At 53.0% G+C, this 26,549-nt stretch carries 27 protein-coding genes; 12 read left to right on the forward strand and 15 right to left on the reverse strand.

The window, feature by feature from the left end:
* Positions 1 to 72: 72 nt before the first annotated feature.
* The 4 genes from ACFQO0_RS10440 to ACFQO0_RS10455 all read right to left on the reverse strand — a co-directional run bounded on the left by ACFQO0_RS10440 (position 73) and on the right by ACFQO0_RS10455 (position 3,273).
* Positions 73 to 249 (reverse strand): hypothetical protein, encoded by a 177-nt coding sequence (locus ACFQO0_RS10440; protein WP_382234350.1) that lies wholly within the window; start codon positions 247 to 249, stop codon positions 73 to 75.
* Between the two features lie 293 nt (positions 250 to 542).
* On the reverse strand, positions 543 to 827 hold the full coding sequence (locus tag ACFQO0_RS10445; RefSeq protein WP_382234352.1) for a polyhydroxyalkanoic acid system family protein: 285 nt from the start codon (positions 825 to 827) through the stop codon (positions 543 to 545).
* A gap of 45 nt (positions 828 to 872) precedes the next feature.
* The gene (locus ACFQO0_RS10450) at positions 873 to 1,856 is read right to left on the reverse strand and encodes a 2-hydroxyacid dehydrogenase (RefSeq protein ID WP_382234354.1); all 984 of its coding nucleotides are present in this window, start codon (positions 1,854 to 1,856) and stop codon (positions 873 to 875) included.
* A 10-nt stretch (positions 1,857 to 1,866) separates the two neighbouring features.
* Entirely contained in the window at positions 1,867 to 3,273 is a 1,407-nt protein-coding gene (locus tag ACFQO0_RS10455) for a sodium:proton antiporter (RefSeq protein ID WP_382234356.1), read from the reverse strand.
* 279 nt (positions 3,274 to 3,552) lie between these two features.
* Here ACFQO0_RS10455 and fdxA point away from each other — a divergent pair, with 279 nt between their 5' ends.
* From fdxA to nth, 4 genes are all read left to right on the forward strand, one after another.
* On the forward strand, positions 3,553 to 3,876 hold the full coding sequence (gene fdxA, locus ACFQO0_RS10460) for a ferredoxin FdxA (protein WP_382234358.1): 324 nt from the start codon (positions 3,553 to 3,555) through the stop codon (positions 3,874 to 3,876).
* 219 nt (positions 3,877 to 4,095) lie between these two features.
* Positions 4,096 to 5,331, forward strand: a complete 1,236-nt coding sequence (locus ACFQO0_RS10465) for a polyhydroxyalkanoate depolymerase (protein WP_382234360.1) — start codon at positions 4,096 to 4,098, stop codon at positions 5,329 to 5,331.
* Between the two features lie 135 nt (positions 5,332 to 5,466).
* Complete coding sequence (rsxB, locus tag ACFQO0_RS10470) at positions 5,467 to 6,159, forward strand: electron transport complex subunit RsxB (protein WP_382234362.1); 693 nt, start codon at positions 5,467 to 5,469, stop codon at positions 6,157 to 6,159.
* On the forward strand, positions 6,156 to 6,806 hold the full coding sequence (nth, locus tag ACFQO0_RS10475) for an endonuclease III (RefSeq protein WP_382234364.1): 651 nt from the start codon (positions 6,156 to 6,158) through the stop codon (positions 6,804 to 6,806). Before rsxB ends, nth begins: the two co-directional genes overlap by 4 nt.
* A 55-nt stretch (positions 6,807 to 6,861) precedes the next feature.
* On the opposite strand, the gene ACFQO0_RS10480 is transcribed toward nth, so the two are convergent.
* The gene (locus ACFQO0_RS10480) at positions 6,862 to 7,452 is read right to left on the reverse strand and encodes a malonic semialdehyde reductase (RefSeq protein WP_382235071.1); all 591 of its coding nucleotides are present in this window, start codon (positions 7,450 to 7,452) and stop codon (positions 6,862 to 6,864) included.
* A gap of 26 nt (positions 7,453 to 7,478) precedes the next feature.
* Positions 7,479 to 7,664, reverse strand: coding sequence for a hypothetical protein (locus tag ACFQO0_RS10485; protein WP_382234366.1), 186 nt, complete (start codon positions 7,662 to 7,664; stop codon positions 7,479 to 7,481).
* Here ACFQO0_RS10485 and ACFQO0_RS10490 point away from each other — a divergent pair.
* The gene (locus tag ACFQO0_RS10490) at positions 7,663 to 8,085 is read left to right on the forward strand and encodes a DUF1841 family protein (RefSeq protein ID WP_382234368.1); all 423 of its coding nucleotides are present in this window, start codon (positions 7,663 to 7,665) and stop codon (positions 8,083 to 8,085) included. The two genes, ACFQO0_RS10485 and ACFQO0_RS10490, sit on opposite strands and share 2 nt — an antisense overlap.
* 95 nt (positions 8,086 to 8,180) lie before the next feature.
* Here ACFQO0_RS10490 and ACFQO0_RS10495 read toward each other — a convergent pair whose 3' ends face one another.
* The 3 genes from ACFQO0_RS10495 to ACFQO0_RS10505 form a co-directional block, all read right to left on the reverse strand.
* Complete coding sequence (locus ACFQO0_RS10495; protein ID WP_382234370.1) at positions 8,181 to 8,534, reverse strand: c-type cytochrome; 354 nt, start codon at positions 8,532 to 8,534, stop codon at positions 8,181 to 8,183.
* A gap of 11 nt (positions 8,535 to 8,545) precedes the next feature.
* The gene (locus tag ACFQO0_RS10500; protein ID WP_382234372.1) at positions 8,546 to 8,866 is read right to left on the reverse strand and encodes a c-type cytochrome; all 321 of its coding nucleotides are present in this window, start codon (positions 8,864 to 8,866) and stop codon (positions 8,546 to 8,548) included.
* A gap of 210 nt (positions 8,867 to 9,076) precedes the next feature.
* Positions 9,077 to 11,245: a site-specific recombinase gene (locus tag ACFQO0_RS10505; RefSeq protein WP_382234374.1), complete on the reverse strand. Its 2,169-nt coding sequence runs from the start codon at positions 11,243 to 11,245 to the stop codon at positions 9,077 to 9,079.
* 175 nt (positions 11,246 to 11,420) lie between these two features.
* Here ACFQO0_RS10505 and ACFQO0_RS10510 point away from each other — a divergent pair, with 175 nt between their 5' ends.
* From ACFQO0_RS10510 to ACFQO0_RS10520, 3 genes are read left to right on the forward strand one after another with little or no spacing between them, the layout of a single operon-like run.
* Entirely contained in the window at positions 11,421 to 12,275 is an 855-nt protein-coding gene (locus ACFQO0_RS10510; protein ID WP_382234376.1) for an AAA family ATPase, read from the forward strand.
* Positions 12,275 to 12,862 carry a GNAT family N-acetyltransferase gene (locus ACFQO0_RS10515; protein ID WP_382234378.1) on the forward strand — a complete coding sequence of 196 codons (588 nt, stop codon included), beginning with the start codon at positions 12,275 to 12,277 and terminating at the stop codon, positions 12,860 to 12,862. Before ACFQO0_RS10510 ends, ACFQO0_RS10515 begins: the two co-directional genes overlap by 1 nt.
* Positions 12,862 to 14,031 (forward strand): vWA domain-containing protein, encoded by a 1,170-nt coding sequence (locus ACFQO0_RS10520; protein WP_382235073.1) that lies wholly within the window; start codon positions 12,862 to 12,864, stop codon positions 14,029 to 14,031. The genes ACFQO0_RS10515 and ACFQO0_RS10520 overlap by 1 nt, the downstream gene beginning before the upstream one ends.
* A 47-nt stretch (positions 14,032 to 14,078) precedes the next feature.
* On the opposite strand, the gene ACFQO0_RS10525 is transcribed toward ACFQO0_RS10520, so the two are convergent.
* Positions 14,079 to 14,909: a response regulator gene (locus ACFQO0_RS10525; protein ID WP_382234380.1), complete on the reverse strand. Its 831-nt coding sequence runs from the start codon at positions 14,907 to 14,909 to the stop codon at positions 14,079 to 14,081.
* Positions 14,910 to 15,362: 453 nt separating this feature from the next.
* On the opposite strand from ACFQO0_RS10525, the gene ACFQO0_RS10530 reads away from it, so the two are divergent.
* Genes ACFQO0_RS10530 through parC form a run of 3 tightly spaced genes read left to right on the forward strand, consistent with a single transcriptional unit; the run spans position 15,363 to position 20,519 of the window.
* The gene (locus ACFQO0_RS10530) at positions 15,363 to 17,348 is read left to right on the forward strand and encodes a DNA topoisomerase IV subunit B (RefSeq protein ID WP_382234382.1); all 1,986 of its coding nucleotides are present in this window, start codon (positions 15,363 to 15,365) and stop codon (positions 17,346 to 17,348) included.
* Between the two features lie 11 nt (positions 17,349 to 17,359).
* Positions 17,360 to 18,160, forward strand: coding sequence for a lytic transglycosylase domain-containing protein (locus tag ACFQO0_RS10535; protein ID WP_382234384.1), 801 nt, complete (start codon positions 17,360 to 17,362; stop codon positions 18,158 to 18,160).
* 28 nt (positions 18,161 to 18,188) lie between these two features.
* Entirely contained in the window at positions 18,189 to 20,519 is a 2,331-nt protein-coding gene (gene parC / locus ACFQO0_RS10540) for a DNA topoisomerase IV subunit A (RefSeq protein ID WP_382234386.1), read from the forward strand.
* Between the two features lie 302 nt (positions 20,520 to 20,821).
* On the opposite strand, the gene ACFQO0_RS10545 is transcribed toward parC, so the two are convergent.
* The 5 genes from ACFQO0_RS10545 to ACFQO0_RS10565 all read right to left on the reverse strand — a co-directional run bounded on the left by ACFQO0_RS10545 (position 20,822) and on the right by ACFQO0_RS10565 (position 24,877).
* Positions 20,822 to 21,073 (reverse strand): hypothetical protein, encoded by a 252-nt coding sequence (locus tag ACFQO0_RS10545; RefSeq protein ID WP_382234388.1) that lies wholly within the window; start codon positions 21,071 to 21,073, stop codon positions 20,822 to 20,824.
* 260 nt (positions 21,074 to 21,333) lie between these two features.
* The gene (locus ACFQO0_RS10550; protein ID WP_382234390.1) at positions 21,334 to 22,527 is read right to left on the reverse strand and encodes an aminotransferase-like domain-containing protein; all 1,194 of its coding nucleotides are present in this window, start codon (positions 22,525 to 22,527) and stop codon (positions 21,334 to 21,336) included.
* A 67-nt stretch (positions 22,528 to 22,594) separates the two neighbouring features.
* On the reverse strand, positions 22,595 to 23,053 hold the full coding sequence (locus tag ACFQO0_RS10555; protein WP_382234392.1) for a RidA family protein: 459 nt from the start codon (positions 23,051 to 23,053) through the stop codon (positions 22,595 to 22,597).
* Positions 23,054 to 23,327: 274 nt separating this feature from the next.
* Complete coding sequence (locus ACFQO0_RS10560) at positions 23,328 to 24,203, reverse strand: DMT family transporter (protein WP_382235075.1); 876 nt, start codon at positions 24,201 to 24,203, stop codon at positions 23,328 to 23,330.
* Between the two features lie 83 nt (positions 24,204 to 24,286).
* Positions 24,287 to 24,877: a LysE family translocator gene (locus ACFQO0_RS10565; protein WP_382234394.1), complete on the reverse strand. Its 591-nt coding sequence runs from the start codon at positions 24,875 to 24,877 to the stop codon at positions 24,287 to 24,289.
* A 130-nt stretch (positions 24,878 to 25,007) separates the two neighbouring features.
* On the opposite strand from ACFQO0_RS10565, the gene ACFQO0_RS10570 reads away from it, so the two are divergent.
* A complete protein-coding gene (locus tag ACFQO0_RS10570) occupies positions 25,008 to 26,531 on the forward strand; it encodes an aminotransferase-like domain-containing protein (RefSeq protein ID WP_382234396.1) in 1,524 nt (507 codons plus the stop codon).
* Positions 26,532 to 26,549: the final 18 nt, after the last annotated feature.

Here is a 26,549-nt window from a genome sequence, read left to right on the forward strand (position 1 = left end):
AGTCTGCAGAAATTGAAAAAGCCCCGTTGAACAAACGGGGCTTTTTTATTACTGAAAGAGTAACCGAGACAGTCACCAGACTGCACCGTCCGTCAATGCATCATTTGGGCGATTGGTAAGCCCGGCTACTGCCCATGCCAACATCCATAAGACGAACAACCAGAAAGTGCACAAAAACACCCAGCCAAACATCGTCGGTGCGCACCATCCCCAACCGCATGCACCATTATTCTGAAGCAGGCCAGGCATTCCGATTTTATGAAATAAATAAATCGACAAATAGGGTACAAGGACCAGTACCCCTGCGAAAGAATCCAGGTACTTGGGCCAAATCCACGCAGGCAGCAATATCAAGGCAAATGCCAAGATGAACGCAACAAAGAACTTCAGAGTCGGTAGACGAAACATGTTCTTATCCTGGCTGTAGACCTTGCTTTCAGCGGCTTAGCTCACATGAGCACTGGAATTCACCTGATTGATCCATCCAAAAACGAGGCAATCATCTAGCGTCTACGCATGAAACGATGATTGAGTGAATCGCTTTATACTGCCTCGGCAAAAAACTTGCGCATATTTCTTGCGACTTTTTCTTCCAGTGTCGAAGCAAAGGCCTTGAAGAGGAAATCCAGCGTGATGTCGATCTGTGCTTCCTTCTCGCGCAGGGCAAGCGTACCGGCCACACCGCTACGCTTGAAGGACAGCACATCGCCGTCCCACTGCGTCGTCATGTCGAATTCGCTTGCCATCTTGTCTGCCACTTTTTGTGCCGCATCCTTCGCCTGCTGCAAGGGGAGTTGATGCTCCTGCTTGATACTGATATCGGCCATCTTTACTTTCTCGCTTTCATTTCAACTACTTTTAATCCGGATGCATTAATTCGCATCTATTACTTCAGGATTTATCAAATTCGGCGGTTGCACACCGCTTAATGCGGCAACCAGATTGGCAGAAGCGCAATCGGCCATTGCCCGGCGTGTTTTCTCTGAGCCGCTACCGATATGCGGCGTCAATACGACATTGGATAAAGTCAGGAAACCTGGATTCAAGGCTGGTTCATTTTCATATACATCCAGCCCCGCCGACGCGATGCGTTTTTCGCGCAATGCGGCAATCAGGGCGGCATCATCAACGATGCCGCCGCGCGCGATGTTGACCAGCGTCGCAGTCGGCTTCATCAAGGCCAGTTCGGCAGCACCAATGATGTGGTGCGTTTGTGCCGAATAAGGCAGCACTAAAATCAAGTGATCGGCGCTACGCAACAGTTCTTCCTTGCTGACATAACGCGCATGGTTTGCATGTGCTTCCTGCTCGGGTGTGAGGCGGCTGCGGTTGTGATAAATCACCTGCATGTCGAATCCCATCGAGCGGCGTGCAATCGCCTGGCCGATGCGTCCCATGCCAAGTATGCCCAGGGTGGCGCCATGCACATCGGCGCCGAGGAATTGATCGAAGCGCCAGTTTTTCCATTCTCCTGCGCGTAAAAAATGTTCTGATTCAGACACACGACGTGCATTCGCCATCAACAACGTCCACGCGTAATCGGCAGTGGTCTCATTCAAGACATCCGGGGTATTGGTCACCATGATGCCGGCGCTCGACGCAGCGGCAACATCGATATTGTTATAGCCGACAGCGACATTACAAATGGCTTTTAGATGGGAATTGGCAGCGATCACTTCAGCCGACAATTTCTCACTGCTCGTAATCACTACCGCATCTTTCCCCTGCATTTTTTCATGCAACTCGGCGGCGGAAAAAATCTTGTCTTCCTGATTCGATTCAACATCGAACTGCTGCTGCAAGCGCTCGATCACATCGGGAAAAGTCGCGCGCGCAACCAGTATCTTCGCTCTCATTTGCAGCTCCTCAGGTGAAAAAAATGAAGGTCATCAGAATGAACAATGGTACAAGAATCAAACACGACCATCCCATGTATGCAAAGAACGATGGCATTTTGATGCCGCGATCTTCTGCAATTGCCTTGACCATCATGTTAGGTGCGTTACCTATATAACTGTTCGCCCCCATGAAGACCGCACCACATGAAATAGCGGCAAGCGTGTGCGCCATGGTCGTCATTAATTTTTCCGGATCCCCGCCGGCCGTATTAAAGAACACCAGATAAGTAGGCGCATTATCAAGGAAAGACGACAGCAAGCCGGTAGCCCAGAAATACATGTGGTTAAGCGGCTGCCCATTGCCATCCGTTACGGCACGCACCACGGCTGAAAAAGCACCGGATTCACCCGCGCGCAGCATCGCAATGACAGGAATGATCGTGATGAAAATTCCGGCAAACAATTTGCCGACTTCCTGGATCGGCCCCCATGAAAATTCATTACCGCTACGCGCACTTTGCGGCGTCAGCCATAAAGAAAGTCCAATCACGGCAAGCAGCAAGACATCACGCAGCAGATGTTGCAACTCCACCGTATTGCCGAAGAAGGTGAATGCAATGCCGGGCTTCCAGAAACCGCTCATTAATACCAGCACGATGACGACTCCCAGCAAGGCGAAATTGATCTTGCCATCGAAACGGATGGCAGAATCTGGCGTCGGATCTTTTTCTGGAGGGCTTACTTCTTCGCGTTTATGATAATAGTGGCAATCGAGTACATAAAAAATGATCAGCAGCGTCACACAAAGGAAGATGGTCGGCGCAAAGAGATGGCGCGCAGTCCAAAAGAAATCCACGCCTTTCAGAAATCCGAGAAAAAGCGGTGGATCACCCAGCGGCGTCAGAGCACCGCCGGCATTCGCAACCAGAAAAATAAAGAACACGACAATATGCGCAGCATGCTTGCGGTTGTCGTTTGCCCTTATCAAAGGCCGTATCAACAGCATGGCGGCGCCTGTGGTCCCCATAAAACTGGCCAGTATCGTGCCAATCGCAAGCAAGCCGGTATTGAGTGCGGGCGTGCCATGCAAGTTACCGCGCACACAAATACCGCCCGCGACTACGAACAGCGAAGTAATCAGAATAATGAAAGGGGAAAATTCGGCAACGAACGCATGCACTGCGCCATAGAATGCCGTCGCGGGTCCGAAAAAAAACGCGCATGGCAACAAAAAAGCGAATGACCAGGCTACTGTCAACTTACCAAAATGATGATGCCAGAAGCCAGGCGTCAGCAATGGGCACAACGCAATCGACAACAACAAACCGGCAAACGGTACGCCCCACAACATCGATAATCCGCTACCGCTCAACTCTGCAGCACCGCATAACGCTGGTGCCAAGGCAAACATGCCGACGACTAAATGTGCACGCATGGTGACTCCGGAATTGAAGGGTAGCCATTTTATCCCAGAAAAAATATGTCTTGCCAGCAAGGACTCGTTAGAAAGCCGCCTGCTCCGCGCCTAGCGAAATTTCCAGCCCCTAAAGACACTTAGCGCATGTACTTATTCGGAAACGGTATAACTGCGGTTTGTGGGAAATAGCGATATGCCTTAAAATACAACGCTTTGCGACTGTCGCCGGGATATGTGTGCCGCACGCTCCCGCCACCTGCAGTCAGCCTATTTCAAATATTTTCAGTTAGGACTGGTATGACCCACGTAGTGACCGATTCCTGCGTACTTTGCCGTTACACAGACTGCGTAGACGTGTGCCCGGTAGATTGTTTTCGCGAAGGCCCGAATTTTCTTTCTATCGACCCGGATGAATGCATCGACTGCGCAGTGTGCGTAGCCGAATGCCCTGTCAACGCGATTTATGCAGAAGAAGATGTACCGGCTGATCAACAGCACTATATCAAGCTGAATGTCGAATTGTCGCGCGGATGGCCATCCATCACCAAGACCAAGGCGCCCTTGCCTGAAGCGGACGAATGGAAAGACAAGACTGACAAACTGCAGTATCTGAAACGCTGAAAACAAGCATTTCCATTAAAACGCTCTCTGGTCCGCCACAGGGCGTTTTTTATCGCCAAAAGTTTTGTCGCGGCACAAAAAATGTTGCCAATTCATTTTAATTTTTGATTAAATTAACTTTATTGCAATGGAATTTGGGTATAGTTATCAATGGTGCATTGCAATATAATTGGATTGTGACCACAATCAATTCAATGATATTTCATTCCAGAGGCCACTATGCTTTACCATTTGCATGAGTTGAACCGCAGCCTGCTCGATCCATTAATGCAATGGGCGGAAGCCTCGTCCCGTCTTTTCACCGATCCGGTATCACCACTTTCCTATACCCCATATGCGCACCGTATTGCCGCTGGTTACGAACTCATGTACCGCTTGGGCAAGCAATATGAAAAACCGCACTTTGATATTGAATCGGTGAAAATCAACGGAAAATCCGTCAACATCATCGAAGAAGTGACGCAAGAAAAACCCTTCTGCACCTTGCTGCATTTCAAAAAAGAAATGTCGGCAAAAGAATTCTCTGCCTTGAAGCAACCTACCGTTTTATTGGTGGCGCCTTTGTCCGGCCATCACGCCACCCTGTTGCGCGGTACGGTACGCAGTCTTTTGCAAACGCACGATGTCTACATCACCGATTGGGTCAATGCGCGCATGGTTCCGCTGAGCGAGGGGCCCTTCCATTTGCACGATTATGTGTATTACATACAGGATTTCATCCGCCAACTCGGACCTGATCTGCATGTGATTTCGGTCTGCCAGCCAACCGTGCCGGTCTTGGCCGCCATTTCCCTGATGGCCAGCGACAAGGATCCAAAGTTGCCAAAGACGATGACCATGATGGGCGGCCCTATCGACCCCAGCAGCTCGCCGACACAGGTCAATAATCTGGCAGTGGAAAAACCGTACGCATGGTTTGAAAATCACGTGATTTATAGCGTGCCGGCCAGCCATCCCGGTTTTGGCCGCAAGGTTTATCCAGGCTTTTTACAGCATGCCGGCTTCATCGCCATGAATCCTGGACGCCATGCGCAAAGTCACTGGGATTTTTATATGCACTTGCGCGAAGGCGATAACGAATCGGCGGCCGAGCATCGCAAGTTCTATGATGAATACAATGCCGTGCTCGATATGCCAGCCGAATATTATCTGGATACGATCAAGACGGTTTTTCAGGAACATCGTCTGCCCTTGGGTACATGGGAAGTCGAAGGCAAGCTGGTGCGGCCGCAAGATATCAAATCGGTGGCGCTCTTCACCATAGAAGGCGAGAAGGACGACATTTCTGGTGCCGGACAGACGCATGCAGCGCAAGGCTTGTGCTCATCGATTCCAAAATCCGACAAGCAGCAATTCACCGCACCTGAATGCGGGCACTACGGCATCTTCTCGGGCAGAAAATGGCGCGAGATCATTTATCCCAAGATCACCGATTTCATTGCCAAGCACGCCTGATACCGAGTTGATTCGCGGCGCAGCACCTCTGCGTCGGCTCAACCTTCTCGGTTCTGCGCAACAACAGTATTTTTTTCATTTGGCGCAGAGCGCCGTATAAGACGATAATTCTGTTTTATTCTTTTCGCCTCTGCTGTGTCCTCTCCCTCCGATAAATCGCTTGCCGATCAGCTAGAAGATTTGCTGCCGCAAACGCAATGCACGAAGTGCGGCTATCCCGCCTGTCGGCCGTATGCGGAAGCGATGGCCGACGGCAGCGCCAGCCATAACCAGTGTCCGCCAGGCGGTATCGAAGGCGTGGCGCGACTCGCGCACGTGCTCGGCAAAAAAGTCATTCCGATCAATCCGGTCAATGGCGTAGAGCGGCCGCGCCCGGTTGCATTCATAGATGAAGCGCTGTGCATAGGTTGTACCTTGTGCATACAAGCGTGTCCGGTCGATGCCATCGTCGGCGCCGCCAAACAGATGCACACCATCGTCAGCGATCTCTGCACGGGGTGCGATCTCTGCGTGGCCCCCTGCCCGGTCGATTGCATCGCGATGATCGAGGTCACACCGGGGAAAACCGGCTGGGATGCGTGGTCGCAGGCACAGGCCGATGCAGCGCGCGAACGACACGACTTCCGCACGGCGCGCCTGCAGCGTGAAAAGGAAGAAAACGACACACGACTTGCTGCCAAAGCGGCGGCCAAGCTGAAGGAGGTGCAATCCGAAACGCCGATATCCGATGCAGAAAAAGCCGAACAGGCTCGCAAGAAAGCCATCATTCAAGCTGCGATTGAGCGCGCGCGACTGAAAAAAGAACAAGCAGACAAGGATGCGCAATGAATGCAGAGAAACGACGTGAAATTTTCAATCGACTGCGCACTGCCAATCCCCATCCGACTACCGAACTTGAATATCAAACCCCGTTCCAGCTACTGATCGCAGTACTGCTTTCCGCACAGGCGACGGATGTTTCCGTCAACAAGGCCACACGCAAACTGTATGCCGATGCCGGCACCCCCAGAAAGATTTACGCGCTGGGAGTAGAAGGCTTGATCCCTTACATTCAAACCATAGGCCTGTATCGGACCAAGGCCAAAAACGTGATTGAAACCTGCCGGATTTTGCTCGCTGAACATGGCGGCGAAGTACCGCGCACGCGCCAGGAACTCGAAGCATTGCCAGGCGTAGGCCGCAAGACTGCTAACGTGGTCATGAACACTGCCTTCGGCGAAGCAACGATTGCGGTCGATACGCATATCTTCCGCGTCTCGAATCGCACCGGGATAGCACCCGGCAAGAATGTCGATATCGTCGAGCAAAAGCTGATGAAATTTGTGGCGCCCGAATTTCAGCAGGATGCACATCATTGGTTGATCCTGCACGGCCGCTACACCTGCATCGCACGCAAACCGAAATGCTGGAACTGCATCATTGCCGATGTGTGCGAATACAAAGATAAAACGCCTTTACCAGCCAAAGGCGTGTAGGTTTTAGAAAGGTGTTCCATGAAACACCTTTCTTTTCAAACTATGCTGCGCGAACTTAAAGCACAATCGCGCAGGATGCTTCAAAGGTCAGACGCGGCAAACGCGGTTTGATTTTTTCGTGATCACCATAGCCTATGCTGCACAGGAAATTGGCTTTCACCTGCGTGCCGACAAAAAATGCCGCGTTCACCTTGTCTGCATCGAAGCCGGACATAGGGCCGCAATCCAGACCGATCGCACGTGCTGCCATGATGAAGTAGGCGCCCTGCAGCGAAGAATTGCGGAAAGCCGTTTCCTCTATCAATTTGTCGTTGCCGGCAAACACCGCCTGTCCATCCATGTGTGGAAACAGTTGCGGCAATTTGCGCGGAAATGCCATATCCATCCCGATGATCGCGGTAATCGGTGCAGTTTTTACCTTTTGCACATTACCGGCTGATACGCAGGCTGCCAGTTTCTCTTTCGCTTCCGGCGATTTGACGAAAGCAATGCGTGTCGGCGAACAATTCATCGATGTCGGCGCCCACTTCATCAATTCATAAATTTCACGCAATTGGCCATTAGTGACCGGTTTGTCCAGCCAGACTGTATTGGTGTGTGCTTTGGTAAAGAGCGTATCGAGAGCTTTCTGGTTCAACATGGTCATTTCCGTTTCAGATTTCAAAAAATGTTTCAAAAGAGGTACTGCATGGCTGCAATAGCGGCAACAGGGATAGACGCGTATGTTATCTGAAACAGCCGCTGCAGTTCAGCAGCAAGCCACGTACAATATCGTTCTGCGCTCGATAAACCGCATTTGTTAGCCATATTGTCGAGCCGCTTTTTGAATTTCTTTTGCAGCGTTTTGATTACATCCATGTTCACACCTTCCCAGCACGACGTACGACGTTTTTTCTGCGAGACGTTCCGCAAGCAGCGCGCCAATGAAATCCTCACGCCGCTGGAAGCGATCGCGCGCGACTGGCTGATTCAACATCCGGAATATGCGGATGCATTGATGGATGTCGAGGCGGCGCTGGCTCAGGATTATTCTGTGGAGTCGGGTCAGGCCAATCCTTTCCTGCATCTGTCCATGCATTTGTCGATCGCGGAACAGATCTCCATCGATCAGCCCCCCGGCATACGCGCTGCTTACACCAGCCTGGCGCATAGACTGGGATCTGAGCATGATGCGCATCACCAGATCATGGAATGCCTGGGCGAGATAATCTGGTCTTCACAGCGCAATGGCTTGCCACCAGATGGTGCTGCTTACATTGAATGCATCAAGCGTCGCTAAACAGAATTGTTCCAATCCGCAATTCAAACGGACATAAAAAAAGCCACGGCAGACCGTGGCTTTTTTATAAAACTACGCGCCTTTACGTTCGCGACTTATCTGCGCAACACGAGAGTCGTGGGCAGGCTGTGCAAATAGGCGGCGATGTTTTCGATATCCTGATTCGAAAGTTGCTTGGCCAACGGGCCCATGATTGCATTGCTGCGACCATTCGAAACTTCATTGCCACGCTTGTATGAAACCAGTGCGTGCTTCAGATAATCCTTGTGCTGGCCGGCCAGTTTTGGATAACCAGGATCTATCGGCGTCTGGTAATCAGCGCCGTGGCAGGAAGCGCAATTGTATTTGGCGACTGCCGCTTTACCAGCTTCGATCTTGCTTTCAGCCGATGCGTTAAGCGAAATCAGTGCGGACAGCGAGACAACAGCCAATGCGAGAATTTTTTTCATATGGGCTCCCGTTATTTCTGTTGCGAATAGTAAGCGGCAACATCGGCGATATCCTGATCCGACATGCTGATCGCAATACCGCGCATGGACGGGTGGTTACGATCGCCTTTTTTATAAGCGTGCAAGGCACTGGCGATGTATTTTTCCGACTGCCCGCCTATCATGGGCACTTGGTAAACTTCCGGGAAAGTCGCCTTGTAGCCTGGGATGCCGTGACATCCTATACACATCGCAACCTTGTTGACAGCTGCCTTGGCATCGCCAACAACTTCCGCCGAAGCAGCAAAGTTGGCCACACCCGCGAGCGCGAGAAGTGCAAATAGTTTTTTCATGATAGCTATGGTTAAGTAAACGAAACCTGCAGGTATAACTCGGTAAAAAACGTCGCTACAAAACGTGCATTTTGCAGCGAAAAAGTTACTTCTTTACACCAAAACCGCTCGATTTTACCTGAAGAGATAGGGAGCGTCCATGTTCAAATCGCAATGCGTGTACAGCATCCGACAGTCCGCTTTCAAGCGTTAATCCGCCTGCATCTCCGCTCAATCCTTCCGCCGCCACTCACCTGACAATTCCTCGGCTCCTTGCTGCTTGGCGTCTTTTTCCTGTGCTTGCTCATCTGCCGCTTCAGCCACGTCCATGGCAGGTTTATCCTCCGGCTTGCTGGGCCAGAAGAAAATATAGGGCGTCAGCGTAAAGCGGCGCAGCACGGCGCGGAACACCAGTCGGCGCACCCGCTTGGGAACATCGCGCGCGCGCAAGGCCAGCGCCAGCGCACATGAGAAAGCCACGCCGACATTCAACAAGCCGACAACAACAATACCGGCGCAGGCCAGCCAGAACTGTGGCGTTGCCAAGGCTTCCCAACCCAGGCTGCTGACGGCCGCCGTCAATGTTGCCGTTGACAAGGTCACATGGCGTACATCCAGCGGCAAACCGAAGAACTGCGCAATCACAGGCATCATGCCGAGCAAGATAGCCAGGGACACATTGCCGACGATGCTGGACACATTGTGTTCCAGCCAGTTTGCCCATCGTTCCGCACGATGCGCTCCTAGCGCATGTACCAGACGACGATGATGCGCAATCGATTCCCGCAATCTGCGCAGGGCGAACCAGTTATCGGCAAAGCCTGCCATCAGGCTGGCAAGCCACAACAGAATACCGGTGAATGCAGCAAACAGCGGCGTCACACCGACTATCGATAATGAGTGAATCGTCGCCTGCGCTTTTTCCGGACTCATGACCGGCTTGCCGAATATGAACAGTGCGGCAAACGACAAGGCAATCACCACCGGGGTCACCGCCAGCAGATTGCCGAATACGGCCGCCGCCTGTGAGCGCAACAAAGCGGCAATACGCGCCAGCAATTCACGCAAACCCTCCACCGTATCCAGCTGGCCCATTTGCGCCGCCAGAGCAGGTGCGGTAACTGCAGGCTGTTTGGTCGCCAATACACCACCTATGGCAGTAATGACGAGGAAGCTCAGCGCAAAATTAATCGATAGAAATGCGCCTTCGAAAAAATGCGCCAGACCCAGGCCGGTAATGCCAAGCTTGATCAACGCAGTGAAAGCCGTGATGAAACCGCCCCACATGGCGGCCCGCAACATCGCACGATATTCAGTGCGATCACGTGCAATGTAATGTTCACCGTGATTGGCATTGCGCTCGACCATCTTGCGCGCCAGCAAAGAGAAACTGCGATTGACCAATTCCCGCACCGATGAGCGACGATGATGCGCCACGATCAAATCAACCAGTACTGCCTGCACCTGACCAGAACCCGCTTCGGCATGGGGCGCAACACGCAGATCCAACAGGCGCCCCATCCTGACCAGATGCGCACGCATGCGCTCCACGTGATAAACAAGCCCTACCGATACACCATACTCATCCAGGTGCGCATAAATCTTGTCGGTTTGCGCCTGACACACGGCCAGCAACATGCGCACACTGCGCAGACCAGCTTCATCCTTCGCGCTCCCAAACAAATAGTTTTCCAGCTCACGCCGCAGCGACATGAACGGCGTGGCCAGCAAGGGCATGCGCGGCTCCAGCCTTTGACGGAAAGCCGGGCTGATGCCGACCGAGATCACCATCGTCACCAGATACAACATCGCCTCATCGATTTGCTGCCGATAACCATGGGCAATGCCGTCATCGCCGCCCAGCTTCCACAGGCGCGACAAGGTTTTGGCATCCAGCTCCAGCAACCACTCCGCATCCGACTCATCGGGGAACATTGCAGTAAACAAGGTGGACAAATCCTGTTGCCCAACCGGACGCGGCAGGATCAGTTTGACCATGCGTTCGGATAACTCGGAAAAAAATGCAGATTCGCGTGGCAAGCCCGTCGCGGAAAACAGTTCAGGCCCGGTCGCTTCGCGTAGCGTCTTGCGCAGGGCAGCCTGCACGCCTTGCTTGACATCGCGATTGCCATCCAGCCAATCCAGCAAGAAACGTATGCGCTGATGCTTGACGCGACGCCATTCGCTATCGTCCAGCAAGGAAACCTTGGGTTCGCGGCGTATCCAGTCAGCCAGATCGATCATCCAGTTGGCGCGTGTATGCCAGGATGCGTCCGGATCGGCCCTGCGCATCAGGGATTCAATCTGCGGCAGATATTGTGCATGGTCGATGTGATGTCTTAATGCACCGCGACGGAATCTGCGCCACACGGCACAGATTCTTAGAAAGGAAATTTTCATTTATTTATTGTAATTAGGGGCATTCAAAACACATCAGCCTGCCACATGAGCGCTAAAGAAAGACGTTCAAAAAGATGACCAGGCGATTTACTGCGATTATGCAAGTTCCGGACACCGCTCTTGTGTGTCTTTTCTCGCTTATACTCCGATTTCTTTTCACCTTAATGACACCGTCATGCGACACGAAACACGCTTCGAAGGTTCCCAGAGCTATGTCACTACCGGCGACCTGAAGCTCGCCGTCAATGCTGCATTGACTCTGCAGCGCCCTTTATTGATCAAGGGTGAGCCCGGCACCGGCAAAACCATGTTGGCGGAAGAAGTTGCCGCCGCACTCGACATGCCTTTATTGCAATGGCATATCAAATCGACGACCAAGGCGCAGCAGGGATTGTACGAATACGATGCAGTCTCGCGCCTGCGCGATTCACAACTCGGTGACGAGCGCGTCAAAGTCATCGACAACTACATCGTCAAGGGCGTGTTGTGGCAAGCATTTACTGCCGATGAGCAAGTCGTGTTGCTGATTGATGAAATCGACAAGGCGGATATCGAATTCCCGAACGACTTGCTGCGTGAACTCGACCGCATGGAATTCTATGTGTACGAAACCCGCGAAATGGTGAAAGCCAAACACAGGCCGCTCGTCATTATTACATCGAATAATGAAAAGGAATTGCCGGATGCATTTTTGCGCCGTTGTTTCTTTCACTACATCAAGTTTCCTGATCGCGACACGATGGAACAAATCGTCGCCGTGCATTTCCCGAATCTGAAAAAAGAATTGCTGGCAAAAGCACTGGAAGTTTTTTATCAAGTGCGCGAGGTCAGCGGCTTGAAGAAGAAACCTTCCACCTCAGAACTACTGGATTGGCTGAAATTATTGCTGGCGGAAGATATTCCGGCTGAAGCCCTGCGCAGCCAGGATGATAAAACCATTATTCCGCCACTGCATGGCGCCTTGCTGAAAAACGAACAGGACATTCACCTGTTCGAGCGCCTGGTTTTCATGTCACGTACCAATCGCTGATGAACGTCGTGCTTCCCATCACGTTGGCTCACAATGGGGTGCGCCTGGAACCCTTGGCCCAGCAGCATGCGGAGGGTTTGCTGGCCGCTGCCAGCGACGGCGCGCTTTGGGGGCTGCGCATCACCTCAGTGCCCGAACCCGACCAGGTGGAAGCCTATATCGCCACTGCTCTGGAAATGCGGCCATCGCGACTAGCATTCGCCGTGATAGACAACACGACGGACCAGATAATTGGCTCTACCAGCTACCACGATATCCTGTCCGACATCGACCGCGTCGAGATCGGTTACACCTGGTATGCAAAAAGTCGCCAACGCAGCCACGTCAACACCACATGCAAGTTGATGTTGCTGATGCATGCATTCGATACACTGGGCTGCGCCGTCGTGGGCTTGCGTACCGATAACTTAAACCATGCTTCGCAAGCGGCTATCGAAAGGCTGGGTGCCAAGAAAGATGGCGTGCTGCGCCACCACGCTCGCCGACGCGACGGCACCGTACGCGACACAGTCATGTATAGCATCACGCGCGCTGAATGGCCCGAAGTCAGCGCTCATCTGAGCTACCTTCTGCACAAGGAGCGATGATGTTGATCGATTTCTTTTTCATGCTGAAAGATGCAAAGATTCCGGTTTCAATAAAGGAATTTTTGCTCTTGCTGGAAGCATTGGAAAAAGACGTCGCGCGCCATTCTCTGGATGATTTTTACTATCTGGCACGTCTGACCCTGGTAAAAGACGAAGCGCACTTCGACAAGTTCGATCGCGCCTTCGGCCTGTATTTCAAAAGCATATCTACCGTCTTCGAAGACAATGCCGCGATCCCGCTCGACTGGTTGCTCAAACGTGCAGTGAAGGACTTGAGTCCGGCAGAACGCGCACTGATAGAAAAATTCGGCTACGACAAACTGGCCGAACGCCTGCAGGAATTATTAAAGGAACAAAAAGAGCGCCACGAAGGTGGCAGCAAATGGATAGGCACAGGCGGGACTTCCCCTTTCGGTAATAGCGGCACCAATCCGGAAGGCATACGGATAGGCGGCGAAAGCACCAATCGCTCTGCCGTCAAGGTGTGGGAAGAACGCAGCTATCGCGATTACGATGCCTCGCGTGAAATCGGCACCCGCAATATCAAGGTCGCGCTGCGCCGCCTGCGCAAGTTTGCGCGGGAAGGAGCAGCCGAAGAATTGGCGCTGGATGCCACGATACGCGCCACCGCCAACAACGCCGGCTACCTCGACATCAAGATGCAGGCCGAGCGCAAGAATAATATCAAGATCCTGATGTTGCTGGATGTAGGCGGGTCTATGGATGATCACATACAGCGCACTGAAGAATTATTTTCTGCAGCCAAAAGTGAATTCAAGAATATGGAGTTTTATTACTTCCATAATTGCGTGTACGACCATTTATGGCGCAACAACCAGCGCAAACACGCTGAACGCTTTGCAACCTGGGATGTACTGCGCAAATACACGCTGGATACCAAAGTGATTTTTGTCGGCGACGCAACCATGAGTCCCTATGAAATCTTGCGCCCAGGCGGCGCAATCGATTATTACAATGACGAAGCAGGAGCCGAATGGCTGCAGCGATTTACCAAAGCCTTCCCCAGTTATATCTGGCTCAATCCGGAACCGGAAAGCATTTGGGAATATCGCCAGTCGGTGGCCATCATCCGGCAGCAAATGGACAACCGGATGTTTCCTTTGACTCTGGAAGGGCTGGAGCGCGGCATGCGCATGCTCAGCAAATAAAGAACTCTTGCAGGAAGGCGCCGCGGCGAGCGCGTTGAATATCTGTCTTAACGCGGCAAATGCATGAATTTTTTCAATGCACTTACAACATGGTGGCTGGCCACCGGTTTGGTCAGGAAGCCATCGACGCTGGCATTGCGCGCTGCGTCCACATCATAATCACTCGATTTACTCACCAACAAAATCACTGAAGTCTTGTCGTGTGGTCGTGCTGTCTTAACCGTCTGGCACAAACGAAACGGATTGACATCAACTACCGAAGTATTGATCAGTACCACCGACACGCGCTGACGCACACAAGCCCCCTCGGCCTCGGCCTCACCTTTGGCCCACAGCACTTCAATTTGGTGTCGCGCCAGAAATTCAGCTACAAAATCGCGAAATGCCGGCGATTTATCAACGATCAATACCGCACCGCCATGTGGCAACTCCGTACGCAAGCTTGCGTAATCGACTGGATCGGTCAAATCGATATCGACGCGATTGCGCCGACGGCGTTCCGGCACCAGCACCACATCGGAAGCTTCCAGGCGCGCCAACGTATCTGCACGTTTTTCGATCAAGGCGTCCAGCGCTTCAAACAAACGCTGCCAGCGAATCGGACGCTCAACACGGGTATAAGGAAGTGGAATAGTCGGCGTGCCAACCAGCAGCACAGGCCGCACGTCGCTGGGGCGTAAATCAGACAGGGCAACCAACGCCTTCAGTTCTTCAGCATTGGCAATGTAAAGATCCGGATCCTGCAAATTATCTTCTGCCAGACGAAAATAGCCATATCCCTTGCCTTGGTCCAGAGCAAATGTGGCATCGAAGATTTCGGTTTCCTGTTGATTAAATCCAATCAGGCGTGCCGCGAAGGGGAAACTATTAGCTGGCATCAGGTCGTGAAAAGCAAAGCGTGATCATACGAAAGACGGCGCGAAAAACGGCGCGAGAATTCTATGCAGCAGTTAACATTTATACACGACCGAAAACATTTAACCCATCCCATAAACAAGCGAACTAAAGCGGGAAATGTATAAAATTGTGTCAACTGTTCATCAAAACATATACATTTGACCGCTTTTGCAAAAAAAGTGCCAGCAGCGCGTCACAAATCTAACCTTATTTAACAATTCAGCGATTTCGCACTTGCTTAAGAAGAAGGTTAAATTGCCCACATTGCGTACATATCGCTTTTTTTCATTAGAATGCAGACACTTTGATGATGCATTCTGTCCATAGCAACTTGTTAAAAAATTAATCAGCCCAGTTAAAGCGATTATTGGAAGCCACAACTAACAACAAAACTTCCAACGTACATTTTTCAGCCTCTTACCGTATTCGATTGAATGGCCACTAAAAAATCCCCTGCAGACTACAGCGAATCATCCATCCGTGTCCTGAAAGGCCTGGAACCGGTCAAGCAGCGCCCCGGCATGTACACGCGTACCGAAAACCCGCTGCATATCATCCAGGAAGTCATCGACAATGCATCCGATGAAGCGCTGGGTGGCTATTGCAAAAACATTGTCGTCACCATGAATGTCGATGGCAGCGTCAGCGTGGAAGACGACGGGCGTGGTATTCCAGTCGGCCTGCATCCGGAAGAAAAAGTACCGACGGTAGAAATCGTCTTCACGCGTCTGCACGCAGGCGGCAAGTTCGACAAGGGCTCGGGCGGTGCGTACGCATTCTCTGGTGGTTTGCACGGCGTCGGCGTCTCGGTCACGAATGCCTTGTCGACCCGTCTGGAAATTACCGTATGGCGCGAAAATGGCGTACACACACTGACGTTTTCCGGTGGCGATGTCATCGAACCCTTGAAATCGCGTCCGATTGCGCGTGATGAAAAGCGCAGTGGCACCAAGGTCACCGCATGGCCTGACACCAAATATTTCGATTCCTCGGTCATCCCGCAAGCCGAACTGCAACGTCTTTTGCGCTCGAAGGCTGTACTTTTACCCGGCGTCAAAGTCACGCTGGTTCAAGCGAAGAGCGGTGAAGTACAAACCTGGCAATACGACCAGGGCTTGCGCGGTTACCTGACCGAATCGCTGGCACAGGCATCGAATGCAGAAACCGTCATTCCATTATTTGAAGGCGAGCAATATGCAAACGCCGATGCCGAAGGTTTTGCCGAAGGCGAAGGCGCAGCCTGGGTCGTCGCATGGACAGAAGATGGCGCAGTAGTGCGTGAATCTTATGTCAACCTGATACCGACTTCGAACGGCGGCACACATGAATCCGGTTTGCGCGAAGGCTTGTTCGGCGCGGTAAAAAGCTTCGTCGAAATGCATTCGCTGTTGCCGAAAGGCGTGAAGCTGTTGCCGGAAGATGTGTTCGCACGCGTCTCGTTCGTGTTGTCGGCCAAGGTGCTGGATCCGCAATTCCAGGGACAGATCAAGGAACGCTTGAACTCGCGCGATGCCGTGCGCCTCGTCGCAACCTATACGCGTCCCGCGCTGGAACTGTGGCTGAACCAGCACGTCGACTACGGCAAGAAACTGGCCGAACTCGTAATCAAGCAGGCGCAATCGCGTTTGCGTTCCGCGCAAAAAGTTGAAAAGAAAAAATCCTCAGGCGTCGCCGTGCTGCCTGGAAAACTGACCGATTGCGAATCGACAGATACCTCGCGTAATGAAATTTTCCTGGTCGAAGGTGACTCTGCCGGCGGCTCAGCCAAGATGGGCCGCGACAAGGAATTCCAGGCGATTCTGCCGCTGCGCGGCAAGGTGCTGAACTCGTGGGAAACCGAACGCGATCGCCTGTTCGCCAACAATGAGATCCACGACATCGCCGTCGCGATCGGCATCGATCCGCACGGCAAGAACGACACTGTCGATTTCGGCAGCCTGCGCTATGGTCGCATCTGCATCCTGTCCGATGCGGACGTCGATGGCTCGCACATTCAAGTGTTGCTATTGACGCTATTCTTCAAGCACTTCCCGCAATTGATCGACAGGGGCCATATCTGTATCGCGCGTCCGCCGCTGTATCGCGTCGATGCGCCTGCGCGCGGCAAGAAGCCGATACAGAAAATCTACGCCCTCGATGACGGCGAGCTGGAAGCGATTGAAGATAAATTGCGCAAGGATGGCGTCAAGGAAGCGGCGTGGGCGATCTCGCGTTTCAAAGGTCTCGGCGAAATGAATGCGGAACAACTGTGGGAAACCACGATGAATCCGGATACCCGCCGCCTCTTACCCGTCTCCCTCGGCGAGTTCGATCTGGATGCGTCCGAATCGCGCTTCAATATGCTGATGGGCAAAGGTGAAGCCGCCGCACGTCGCACATGGATAGAAGAACACGGCAACGAAGCCGAGGCCGATATCTGATCATGAACATCATGCGTGCCTCTCTATTGGCTTTGTCGTTATCGCTGCTATCCGTCGCTGCCCATGCCGACGTGTACGGCTATATCGATGCCAATGGCGAAGCGCATTTTGCGACGGAAAAACTCGACAAGCGTTATCAGTTGTTTGCGCGGGGCGATCAGGCCATGAATGCAGCCAGACTGGTTCCGCTGAATAATATTGAACAGGCAGCAGAAAAAGATACGCCGCTGTTCCGCTATCTGTCACAGCATCCGAACCTGAAAAAGTACGAGAAACTGTTAAACGACGCAGCCAACGAATTCAATCTCGATCCTGCCTTGTTAAAGGCGGTGATGGCGGCTGAATCAGGATTCAATCCGAATGCGGTCTCACCGAAAGGTGCGATCGGATTGATGCAAGTGATGCCGGTGACGGCCGAACGCTTCGGGCTGCAAGCCGACCGAAAAAAAAGCATAGTGCAAAAATTATCGGATCCGAAAACCAATATCCGCATAGGTGCGCGGTATCTGCGCGTGTTGCGCGATTTGTATCCGAATCAGCAGCATCTGGTGCTGGCATCGTATAACGCTGGCGAAGGTGCGGTACAAAAATACAAGGATGCGATTCCACCGTTTGCGGAAACCCGTAATTACGTCAAACTGGTCACACAGTTCTATCATTTGTATCAGCCGACTTCGCGCTTTGCCGACAATGCGGTGTTTTCCAATCGGCGCTCGGATGCCAAACGCATACACATGATCATCCCCGGACGTCGCGACAGCAATCCGTCTGCGGACACGTCTGCTACTTACCCCGTTACATCCATCGAATAATTCCTGTACAAAACCAAGTAAAACAATAATGACCGATCAAGCCAATCTTTTTGACACCGTAGCACCAGCCGATGGCGGCGAATCGCTGACCCTGGCAACATTTGCTGAACGCGCTTACCTCGATTATGCAATTTCCGTAGTCAAGGGCCGTGCCCTGCCGGATGTCTGCGATGGCCAGAAACCAGTGCAACGTCGCATCCTGTTTGCGATGAATGAGTTGGGACTGAACGCCACTGCCAAGCCGCGCAAGTCAGCTGCTGTGGTCGGCGACGTACTGGGCAAATTGCATCCGCACGGCGATCAATCGGTGTATGACGCACTGGTGCGCATGGCACAGGATTTTTCGCTGCGCTATCCCTTGATCGACGGCCAGGGCAACTTCGGCTCGCGCGACGGCGATGGTGCTGCAGCGATGCGTTACACCGAAGCACGCCTGACACCGATTGCAAAATTACTGATGGAAGAAATCGATATGGGTACCGTCGATTTCCAGCCTAACTATGACGGTTCGACGGAAGAGCCGAAACTGCTACCTAGTCGTTTGCCTTTCGTGTTGTTGAATGGCGCGTCCGGCATTGCAGTCGGTATGGCGACAGAAATCCCTTCGCACAATCTGCGTGAAGTGGCAACCGCAGCAGTCGCCATCATCCGCAATCCGAAACTGACGCATGAAGAATTGATGGCGATTGTGCCCGGCCCTGATTTCCCGGGCGGCGGCCAGATCATTACCTCGCCGAATGCGATCAGCGACATTTATGCCGGCGGTCGCGGCAGCGTCAAGGTGCGCGCGACGTGGAAGATAGAAGACATGGCGCGCGGCCAATGGCAGGCTGTCGTTACCGAGCTGCCGCACGGCACATCGTCGCAACGCGTACTGGAAGAAATCGAAGAGCTGACCAATCCGAAAATCAAGCTCGGCAAGAAATCGCTATCGCCAGACCAACTGGCATTGAAGCAAACCGTATTGTCCATGCTCGATACCGTGCGTGATGAATCGGGGCGCGAAGCACCTGTGCGCCTAGTGTTCGAACCGAAATCGAAGAATCAGGACCAGACCGAATTCACCAATATGCTGTTGGCGCACACCTCGCTGGAAACCAGCGTTTCCATCAATCTGGTGATGATAGGTGGCGACGGCAAACCGCGCCAGAAGGCGCTGGGCGATATCCTGCGCGAGTGGATAGACTTCCGCTTCACGACGATTACCCGCCGTTCGCAATTCAAACTGCAAAAAGTTGATGACCGTATCCATATTCTGGAAGGTCGCGAGGCGATTCTGCTCAACATCGACAAAGTCATCAAGATCATCCGCGAATCGGATGAACCAAAACCGGCATTGATGGATGCCTTCCGTTTGTCGGAACGCCAGGCTGATGACATTCTTGAAATCCGACTGCGTCAACTGGCGCGTCTGGAAACCATCAAGATTCAGCAAGAACTGGCTGAATTGCGCAGCGAAAAATCGACGCTGCAGGATCTGCTCGACAATCCATCGTCAATGAAGCGTCTGGTCATCAGGGAAATCGAAGCCGACGAGAAGCAATTCGGTGACAAGCGCCGTACGCTGATCGAAGTAGCAGAAAAAGCCGTCGTTGAAACCAAAGTGATCGACGAACCTGTGACCGTCGTCATTTCGCAAAAAGGCTGGGTCCGTGCACGCACAGGCCACGGCCACGATGCCGCACAATTCACCTTCAAGGCAAGCGACGCGCTGTACGACACATTCGAATGTCGCACCGTCGATACGCTACTGGTGTTCGGCTCGAACGGACGCATCTATTCGGTTCCCGTCTCTGCGCTGCCAGGTGCACGCGGCGATGGCGTGCCGATCACGACGCTGGTTGAACTGGCGAGCGGCACACGCGTGCTGCACTACTTTGCAGGCCCCGCCGACGTCACACTATTGCTCGCATCGACTGCCGGTTACGGCTTCACTGCAAAATCGGGCGACATGGTCAGCCGCACACGCGGCGGCAAATCATTCATCACGCTGGATGAAGGCGATGAACCACTGACACCTCGTCCGGTCACCGCTGGCGCGAGTGCGATTGCCTGCCTGTCAGAAAAAGGCCGGGTACTGGTGTTCGGCATCGATGAAATCAAATCGCTGACTGCAGGCGGACGCGGGGTGATTTTGATGGAACTGGAAAAGAACGAAAAACTGCTGGCGGCGCAACCGATCAGCCAGCGCGGCGTGATCGTATCCGGCATAGGACGCGGTGCCAAAGCGCAGGAAATCCTATTGTCGGCATCAGGGCTCGCCGTACACATAGGCAAGCGTGCGCGCAAAGGCAAGGGACTGGAATCGAAGATCAAGGCGACTACCTTGACGCCGGTGACCAAGGCCAGTGCTGAATAATCCGATCATCTGCGCTTGCCATTCCCGCGAAGGCGGGAATCCAGAAATGCCTCGCTATGATTTGACGATAGCTAATGCTGTTCTTTCTTCGGACAAGCTCAGTTGCCGGGGGTGGCCCGGCTGCCACCTTCTTTCTTTGCTTCGCCAAAGAAAGAAGGCAAAGAAAGGCGACGCAGAAGCCGTTGCCCGCTGCGCGGGTTCCCAAGTCAAGCAATCATCAGTCGGGAGCACAAACAAACTCGCCTTTGGCTCAAACAGGTTTGCGCTCTTTATCCGCCTGACGACCGCTTGCCTTGGCAACGTCACATGCGGTTAAGGTCAGAAACAACATCAGACCTAACTTCAACAACACCCCCAACATCAAAAGCTCCTGTTCCTGGCATCAACCTGCGTTGTTGTTGAACTTGATGTTGAATTTGATGTTGCTTTTGAATTTTGAAGTTGAACTTCACCCGCTGTGACGCTGCCATTTGTGCGGAGCAGAAAATGGATAAAGAAGTGAACGCTGTTTGAGCGAAGCGAGTTTCGTTCGCTTCCCATTTTTTGATTTGCACAAATGGGAAGCCCGAAGGGCCAGCGGCTGTGCGGTCGCCTTCTTTTGCTTACTTTTCTTGGCGAAGCAAGAAAAGTGAGTAGCCGCCGGGCTACCCCGGGCAACTCACCACGAAGAAAGAACAGCCTTAGCTAGCGACAAACTCGAACGAGGCACCTGAATGCCAACCCGCTCGAAAAGAGCCATCCGATTAAATCCACAAAATAAAACTGGCCGCTCCTTTCGGCAGCGGCCAGTTTTATTATCTTTGCATGCGATCAATCAAATTTTCGCCGCAATCAATTTCGCCAACTTAGAAACGCCTTCACGAATCTTTTCCGGCGGCACCGTAACAAAACTCAGGCGCAAGGTATTTTTCTGCGGCTCATTTGCATAGAAAGGCGCACCGGGTACGAACGCGACATTTTGCGCAATCGATTCTTCCAGCAGCTGCATGCAGTCTATATGTTCAGGCAAGGTTACCCAGATGAACATCCCGCCTTCCGGTTTATTCCACGTCACGCCAGCCGGGAAAAATTCCGTCAGCGCATCCAGCATGGCCTGGCATTGATTGGCATACAGCGTGCGTATCGATGGAATGTGCTTCGCGAGGAAGCCGTCCTTAATCGCCTCGTACACCACCATCTGCGTCAATTGCGATGTGTGCAAATCTGCTGCCTGCTTGGCCTGCTCCAGCTTGCGCACCAGCGGCACCGGTGCCACCACATAACCGAGACGGATGCCCGGCGTCAGCACCTTGGAAAACGATCCGAGGTAAATCACGCCGCTAGGATTCATTGTCAGCATCTTAGGCAATGGTTCACCGTTGTAGCTGAGCGCGCCATAAGGATCATCTTCGATCAATGGCAGACCGAGACGTGCACAGGTTTCGACCAATGCGAAACGACGTTCGACTGACATCGTGCGACCAGTCGGATTCTGGAAATTCGGCAACGCATACAAGAGGCGAGCACCATCAGCAATTTTTTCCACTTCTTCCGGCAGCAAACCGAAATCATCGGTAGGAATTGAAACGAACTTAGGTTGATATACAGAGAATGCTTGCAGCGCGCCAAGATAGCTAGGCGTTTCCACCAATACCTTGCTGTTATCTTCGATCAATACCTTGCCGAGCAAATCCAGCGCCTGCTGCGAACCCGACACCATCAAGACTTGGTCCGGGGTGATTGTCACACCTTCGATCGACAACGAATCGGCTATCCACTCACGCAAAGGCGCGTAGCCATCGCTAGGACCGTATTGCAAAGCGACCTTGCCCTGATTCGACAAGACCGTATCGAAGGCCGCCTTCATGTGCTCGACAGGGAAGGTTTCCGGCGACGGCAAACCACCGGCAAAGGAAATGATGTCCGGGCGCATCGTGATTTTCAGGATTTCGCGGATGACCGAACTTTGCAGTTGCTCTGCGCGGTGTGCGAATTGCCATTTGATCGGCGTTGGATTTTCGATTTTCATTATTACGATGCTCTATGGCTGCGGTGTGATGACCAAGACGTTACTCAATACAGGGACGTCAATATTCTTAATTTACTTCAGCGATCAATTCGATTTCTACGCATGCACCCAATGGAATTTGCGCGACGCCGAACGCCGAACGTGCATGCTTGCCTTGTTCGCCAAAGATTTCGCCGAACAGTTCGGAGGCGCCGTTGGTGACCAGATGCTGTTCAATATAATCGCCAGTCGAATTGACCAAGCTCATGACCTTGACGATGCGTTTGACGCGATTCAAATCGCCGCCGCAGGCTGCCTGCAAGGTGGCGATCAGATCGATGGCAACGCCGCGCGCAGCAATCTTGCCTTCTTCGGTGCTCATGTTTTTACCCAACTGGCCGACCCACGGTTTGCCGTCCTTCTTGGCGATATGGCCGGACAGAAATACCGTGTTACCGCTTTGCGCAAACATCACATATGCCGCGGCGGGTGTCGCCACTGCCGGCAATTCAATATTGAGCGCTTTCAGTTTTTCGTAAAAAGACATGCAAACTCCAGAATAGTGGATGCTATTTCCACACACGCAGAAATGCCAAATGAATAGGTGTCCGTGCACTGCAATTACGACAACAACGCACATCTTGCAAAAGTGTCATTGTGATGTGGCACACACAGGAATACGCGTGATTATCTCAAATCTGCAGCATTTCTTGCCAACTATCGACGCGATGAGGCAAGACAGCCGCATGGCCTTGCAAAACCATACTGCGAAGCGACAGCAACATGATAGCAACTAGAGACGTTTTCTGTTCGCTTGCTGGTCAACTTCGACGTTTGATGGCCATTTTTTTACCGGCTGCGACAACGGCAATGATTGCCAGTGCAAACAGGAAGGTACGCAGTTCCAGCGCTTCGCCAAGAATGGCCGCGGCGCCCAGCAGCGTGAGGAAGGGTTGTATCAGTTGCACCTGGCCGACGCGCGCAATGCCACCCAAGGCCAGGCCTTTATACCAGAAGAAGAAACCGATAAACATCGAGAACAGCGAGACGTAGGCAAAACCCACCCATGCGCCCGCCGATGCCTTGACACCGTAATGGAAGGCTAGCCAGATCGTCACTGGCAACACGATCGGCATGGACAAGACCAGCGCCCACGAAATCACTTGCTGGCCGCTCATGGATTCCGACAAGCGCCCACCTTCCGCATAGCCCATCGCGGCGGCAATCACGGCAATCAGCATCGCCAGATCACCCAGTTGAAAAGAACCGGCGCCCTCTTCCAATGCAAACCCGGCAACCAGCGCACTACCTACCAATGCCGTAATCCAGAATCCTGTCGAAGGTCGTTCGCCAAAGCGCAAGGCGCCGAACAAGGCTGTCGCCAGCGGCAAGATGCCCAGCATGATCGCGCCATGCGAAGCGGAAATCTGGCTCATCGCTATCGAAGAAAATACCGGGAAGCCAACCACCACACCCGATGCAATGATGCACAAAGATTTCACTTGCGCCCGGGTCGGACGTGGAGCGTTGGTCCACCACAGCAATAGCACCGAACAACAGGCAGCAACCACTGCGCGCCCGAGTGCCATCAAGACCGGGTTCAATTCCGCCACTGCCACACGCGTGAACGGCAAGGTCAGGCTGAAGATCGCAATGCCTATCGCACCCAGCCACATGCCTTTTGTTTCAGATGTCATGGATTTCATATTGGTCGGCACTTTAGCAGTGCCCACCGCCTTATTGACAGTGGTGGCTATAGCGCCCTGGCTTTCATGCGCGCTCATGACCAGATCGCCCATGCTGAATAAAGCGTCAGCGCGATCATGATGGCGCAAAACAGGCGCTGCCATTTTTCCTGCGTCAGATAACGTCGCAACACTGCGCCTGTCGCGGCCCAGATACTCAGACACGGCAGATTGATTGCACTGAATAACAGGCAAAACACGGCTATCGCCAACCACACCGGCTGGACGGGCGGCAGGAAGGCAGACGCGCCAGTCACTGCCATCACCCATGCTTTGGGGTTGGCGAACTGAAAGAGCGCGGCACCGATGAATGACATCGGCCGCGCGCTCTCATTTTCACTGCGACCAAACGCCATGCTGCGCAATTGCCACGCCAGATAGATGAGGTAAGTGGAACCTATGACTTTCAACACGATATGCAGCACGGGGAGCGCCATGATCAGGCTGCCTGTCCCGGCTGCGCACAGCGCCAGCATCACGCCAAAACCAAAAACGACACCCAGCATGTGCGGAATGCAACGCGCAAAACCGAAGCGGATGCCGGAGGAGGTCAACATGATGTTGTTCGGCCCCGGCGTGATCGACGAAACGAAGGCAAAAACGGACAGCGGTAGCAGAGATTCCATATTGTTCCAAGAGGATGGCAAAGCGATTCTTGCATCGCCTTGTTATTTTTATAGTCAAAACATCCTAATCGACAAAACCAATACAGTACCAGTACACTTAAGGAATTAATCTCTCCACTGTCATGGCAATATGACCAATACAGCTAAATCCCGCAGCACTATTTCTGCAACCAACCCAGCTGCTAACCCGAGTGCCCATTCAGCCGCTGTTGAGTTGCCGCGTCCGCTGCTATCGCGCCAGGCCGATAGCTCGCTGATCGAACAAATCGTGCAACTGGTGACCTCGCGCATAGACGATAAATTGCTGCGCACCGGCGCGCGCATGCCTTCGATACGGCAATTCTCGTATGAGCATGGCGTTTCACGCTTTACCGTGGTGGAAGCCTATGACCGACTGGTTGCCGGCGGCTTGCTGGAATCGCGCCGCGGCTCAGGATTTTATGTGCGCGATCGCGCCCCCATGCTGGCATTGCGCAAGTCCGGTACAACGCGACCTAGTGCCGCATCCTCCCAACAGCTGGATGTCGTCTGGCTGGTGCGTAATATGTTCCGCCAACTGCCGGCAGAGAAAATGCCCGGCGTGGGTTCACTGCCCAACGAGTGGCTGGATGGCGATCTGGTCGGCAATGCACTGCGATCCGTCAGCCGGCAAAATCAGAATATGCTGCTGCAATACGGTACGCCGCAGGGCTTTCTGCCGCTACGCCAGCAGCTGCAATTGAAGATGGCAGAACTGGAGATATCCGCCACGCCGGATCAGATCGTCACCACCTCCGGCGTGACGCAAGCATTGGATCTGGTGGCGCGCCATTACATCCAGCCCGGCGACACGATTTTTGTCGACGATCCGGCCTGGTTCCTGATGTTCGGTTCATTTGCAATGCTGGGGGCCAAGGTGGTCGGCATCCCACGCCTGTCTGACGGTCCGGATATCAGCAAGCTGGCCGAACTGGCGGCCTTGCACAGGCCGAAATTATTCGTCATCAATTCCGTCCTGCACAATCCAACCTCGACTTCATTATCCGCAGCCAAGGCGTTTCAGGTATTAAAAATCGCCGAGCAATACAATTTCATGATTGTCGAAGACGATATTTATTGCGATATGCACCCCGGCACCTCGGTCCAGGCTGCGACGCGGATTGCGGCCCTCGATCAATTGAATCGGGTGATCTATCTGGGCGGTTTTTCCAAAACGCTGGCGGCCAATTTACGCGTTGGCTTCATCGCCACTTCACACGAGATCGCGCGCCATTTATCGGACCGCAAGATGCTGACGGCATTGACAACCACCGAAGTCACCGAGCGCGTGGTCTACAAGGTGCTGTCCGAAGGCCACTACCGCAAACATAGCGACCGCTTGCGCAGCAAGCTGGATGCAATACGTGACAAAACGGCCAGACAAATGGAGCGCATAGGCGCCAGGATCAATTTCAACTCACCGGCCGGCATGTTTCTCTGGACAGATCTCGGCTGCGATACCAACCTGCTGACCGAAAAAGCCATGGCCGAAGGCTATCTGCTGGCACCCGGCAGCCTGTTCTCTCCCAGCCAGTTGCCATCGACCAATATGCGTTTTAACGTCGCGGCCATGGGCGACCCGGGCCTGCTGCGTTTTCTGGAACGAAGCATCGCACTGATACGCAGCAAAGCTTGATGCCACAATCCGAGAACA

Origin of the sequence: Herminiimonas aquatilis, from assembly GCF_042665175.1 — a bacterium.
Taxonomy (GTDB): domain Bacteria; phylum Pseudomonadota; class Gammaproteobacteria; order Burkholderiales; family Burkholderiaceae_D; genus Oxalicibacterium; species Oxalicibacterium aquatilis.

Excerpts from the sequence above, each read along its gene's own strand:
- ACFQO0_RS10465 (WP_382234360.1), top strand. The coding sequence starts at position 4,096 with ATGCTTTACCATTTGCATGAGTTGAACCGCAGCCTGCTCGATCCATTA.
- ACFQO0_RS10485 (WP_382234366.1), bottom strand. The coding sequence starts at position 7,664 with ATGGATGTAATCAAAACGCTGCAAAAGAAATTCAAAAAGCGGCTCGAC.
- ACFQO0_RS10500 (WP_382234372.1), bottom strand. The coding sequence starts at position 8,866 with ATGAAAAAACTATTTGCACTTCTCGCGCTCGCGGGTGTGGCCAACTTT.
- ACFQO0_RS10490 (WP_382234368.1), top strand. The coding sequence starts at position 7,663 with ATGTTCACACCTTCCCAGCACGACGTACGACGTTTTTTCTGCGAGACG.
- ACFQO0_RS10515 (WP_382234378.1), top strand. The coding sequence starts at position 12,275 with ATGAACGTCGTGCTTCCCATCACGTTGGCTCACAATGGGGTGCGCCTG.
- parC (WP_382234386.1), top strand. The coding sequence starts at position 18,189 with ATGACCGATCAAGCCAATCTTTTTGACACCGTAGCACCAGCCGATGGC.
- ACFQO0_RS10440 (WP_382234350.1), bottom strand. The coding sequence starts at position 249 with ATGCCTGGCCTGCTTCAGAATAATGGTGCATGCGGTTGGGGATGGTGC.
- ACFQO0_RS10445 (WP_382234352.1), bottom strand. The coding sequence starts at position 827 with ATGGCCGATATCAGTATCAAGCAGGAGCATCAACTCCCCTTGCAGCAG.
- ACFQO0_RS10495 (WP_382234370.1), bottom strand. The coding sequence starts at position 8,534 with ATGAAAAAAATTCTCGCATTGGCTGTTGTCTCGCTGTCCGCACTGATT.
- ACFQO0_RS10555 (WP_382234392.1), bottom strand. The coding sequence starts at position 23,053 with ATGTCTTTTTACGAAAAACTGAAAGCGCTCAATATTGAATTGCCGGCA.
- ACFQO0_RS10510 (WP_382234376.1), top strand. The coding sequence starts at position 11,421 with ATGCGACACGAAACACGCTTCGAAGGTTCCCAGAGCTATGTCACTACC.
- ACFQO0_RS10520 (WP_382235073.1), top strand. The coding sequence starts at position 12,862 with ATGTTGATCGATTTCTTTTTCATGCTGAAAGATGCAAAGATTCCGGTT.
- ACFQO0_RS10570 (WP_382234396.1), top strand. The coding sequence starts at position 25,008 with ATGACCAATACAGCTAAATCCCGCAGCACTATTTCTGCAACCAACCCA.
- ACFQO0_RS10480 (WP_382235071.1), bottom strand. The coding sequence starts at position 7,452 with ATGACCATGTTGAACCAGAAAGCTCTCGATACGCTCTTTACCAAAGCA.
- ACFQO0_RS10560 (WP_382235075.1), bottom strand. The coding sequence starts at position 24,203 with ATGACATCTGAAACAAAAGGCATGTGGCTGGGTGCGATAGGCATTGCG.
- fdxA (WP_382234358.1), top strand. The coding sequence starts at position 3,553 with ATGACCCACGTAGTGACCGATTCCTGCGTACTTTGCCGTTACACAGAC.
- nth (WP_382234364.1), top strand. The coding sequence starts at position 6,156 with ATGAATGCAGAGAAACGACGTGAAATTTTCAATCGACTGCGCACTGCC.
- ACFQO0_RS10525 (WP_382234380.1), bottom strand. The coding sequence starts at position 14,909 with ATGCCAGCTAATAGTTTCCCCTTCGCGGCACGCCTGATTGGATTTAAT.
- ACFQO0_RS10550 (WP_382234390.1), bottom strand. The coding sequence starts at position 22,527 with ATGAAAATCGAAAATCCAACGCCGATCAAATGGCAATTCGCACACCGC.
- ACFQO0_RS10565 (WP_382234394.1), bottom strand. The coding sequence starts at position 24,877 with ATGGAATCTCTGCTACCGCTGTCCGTTTTTGCCTTCGTTTCGTCGATC.
- ACFQO0_RS10530 (WP_382234382.1), top strand. The coding sequence starts at position 15,363 with ATGGCCACTAAAAAATCCCCTGCAGACTACAGCGAATCATCCATCCGT.
- ACFQO0_RS10450 (WP_382234354.1), bottom strand. The coding sequence starts at position 1,856 with ATGAGAGCGAAGATACTGGTTGCGCGCGCGACTTTTCCCGATGTGATC.
- ACFQO0_RS10505 (WP_382234374.1), bottom strand. The coding sequence starts at position 11,245 with ATGAAAATTTCCTTTCTAAGAATCTGTGCCGTGTGGCGCAGATTCCGT.
- ACFQO0_RS10535 (WP_382234384.1), top strand. The coding sequence starts at position 17,360 with ATGCGTGCCTCTCTATTGGCTTTGTCGTTATCGCTGCTATCCGTCGCT.
- ACFQO0_RS10455 (WP_382234356.1), bottom strand. The coding sequence starts at position 3,273 with ATGCGTGCACATTTAGTCGTCGGCATGTTTGCCTTGGCACCAGCGTTA.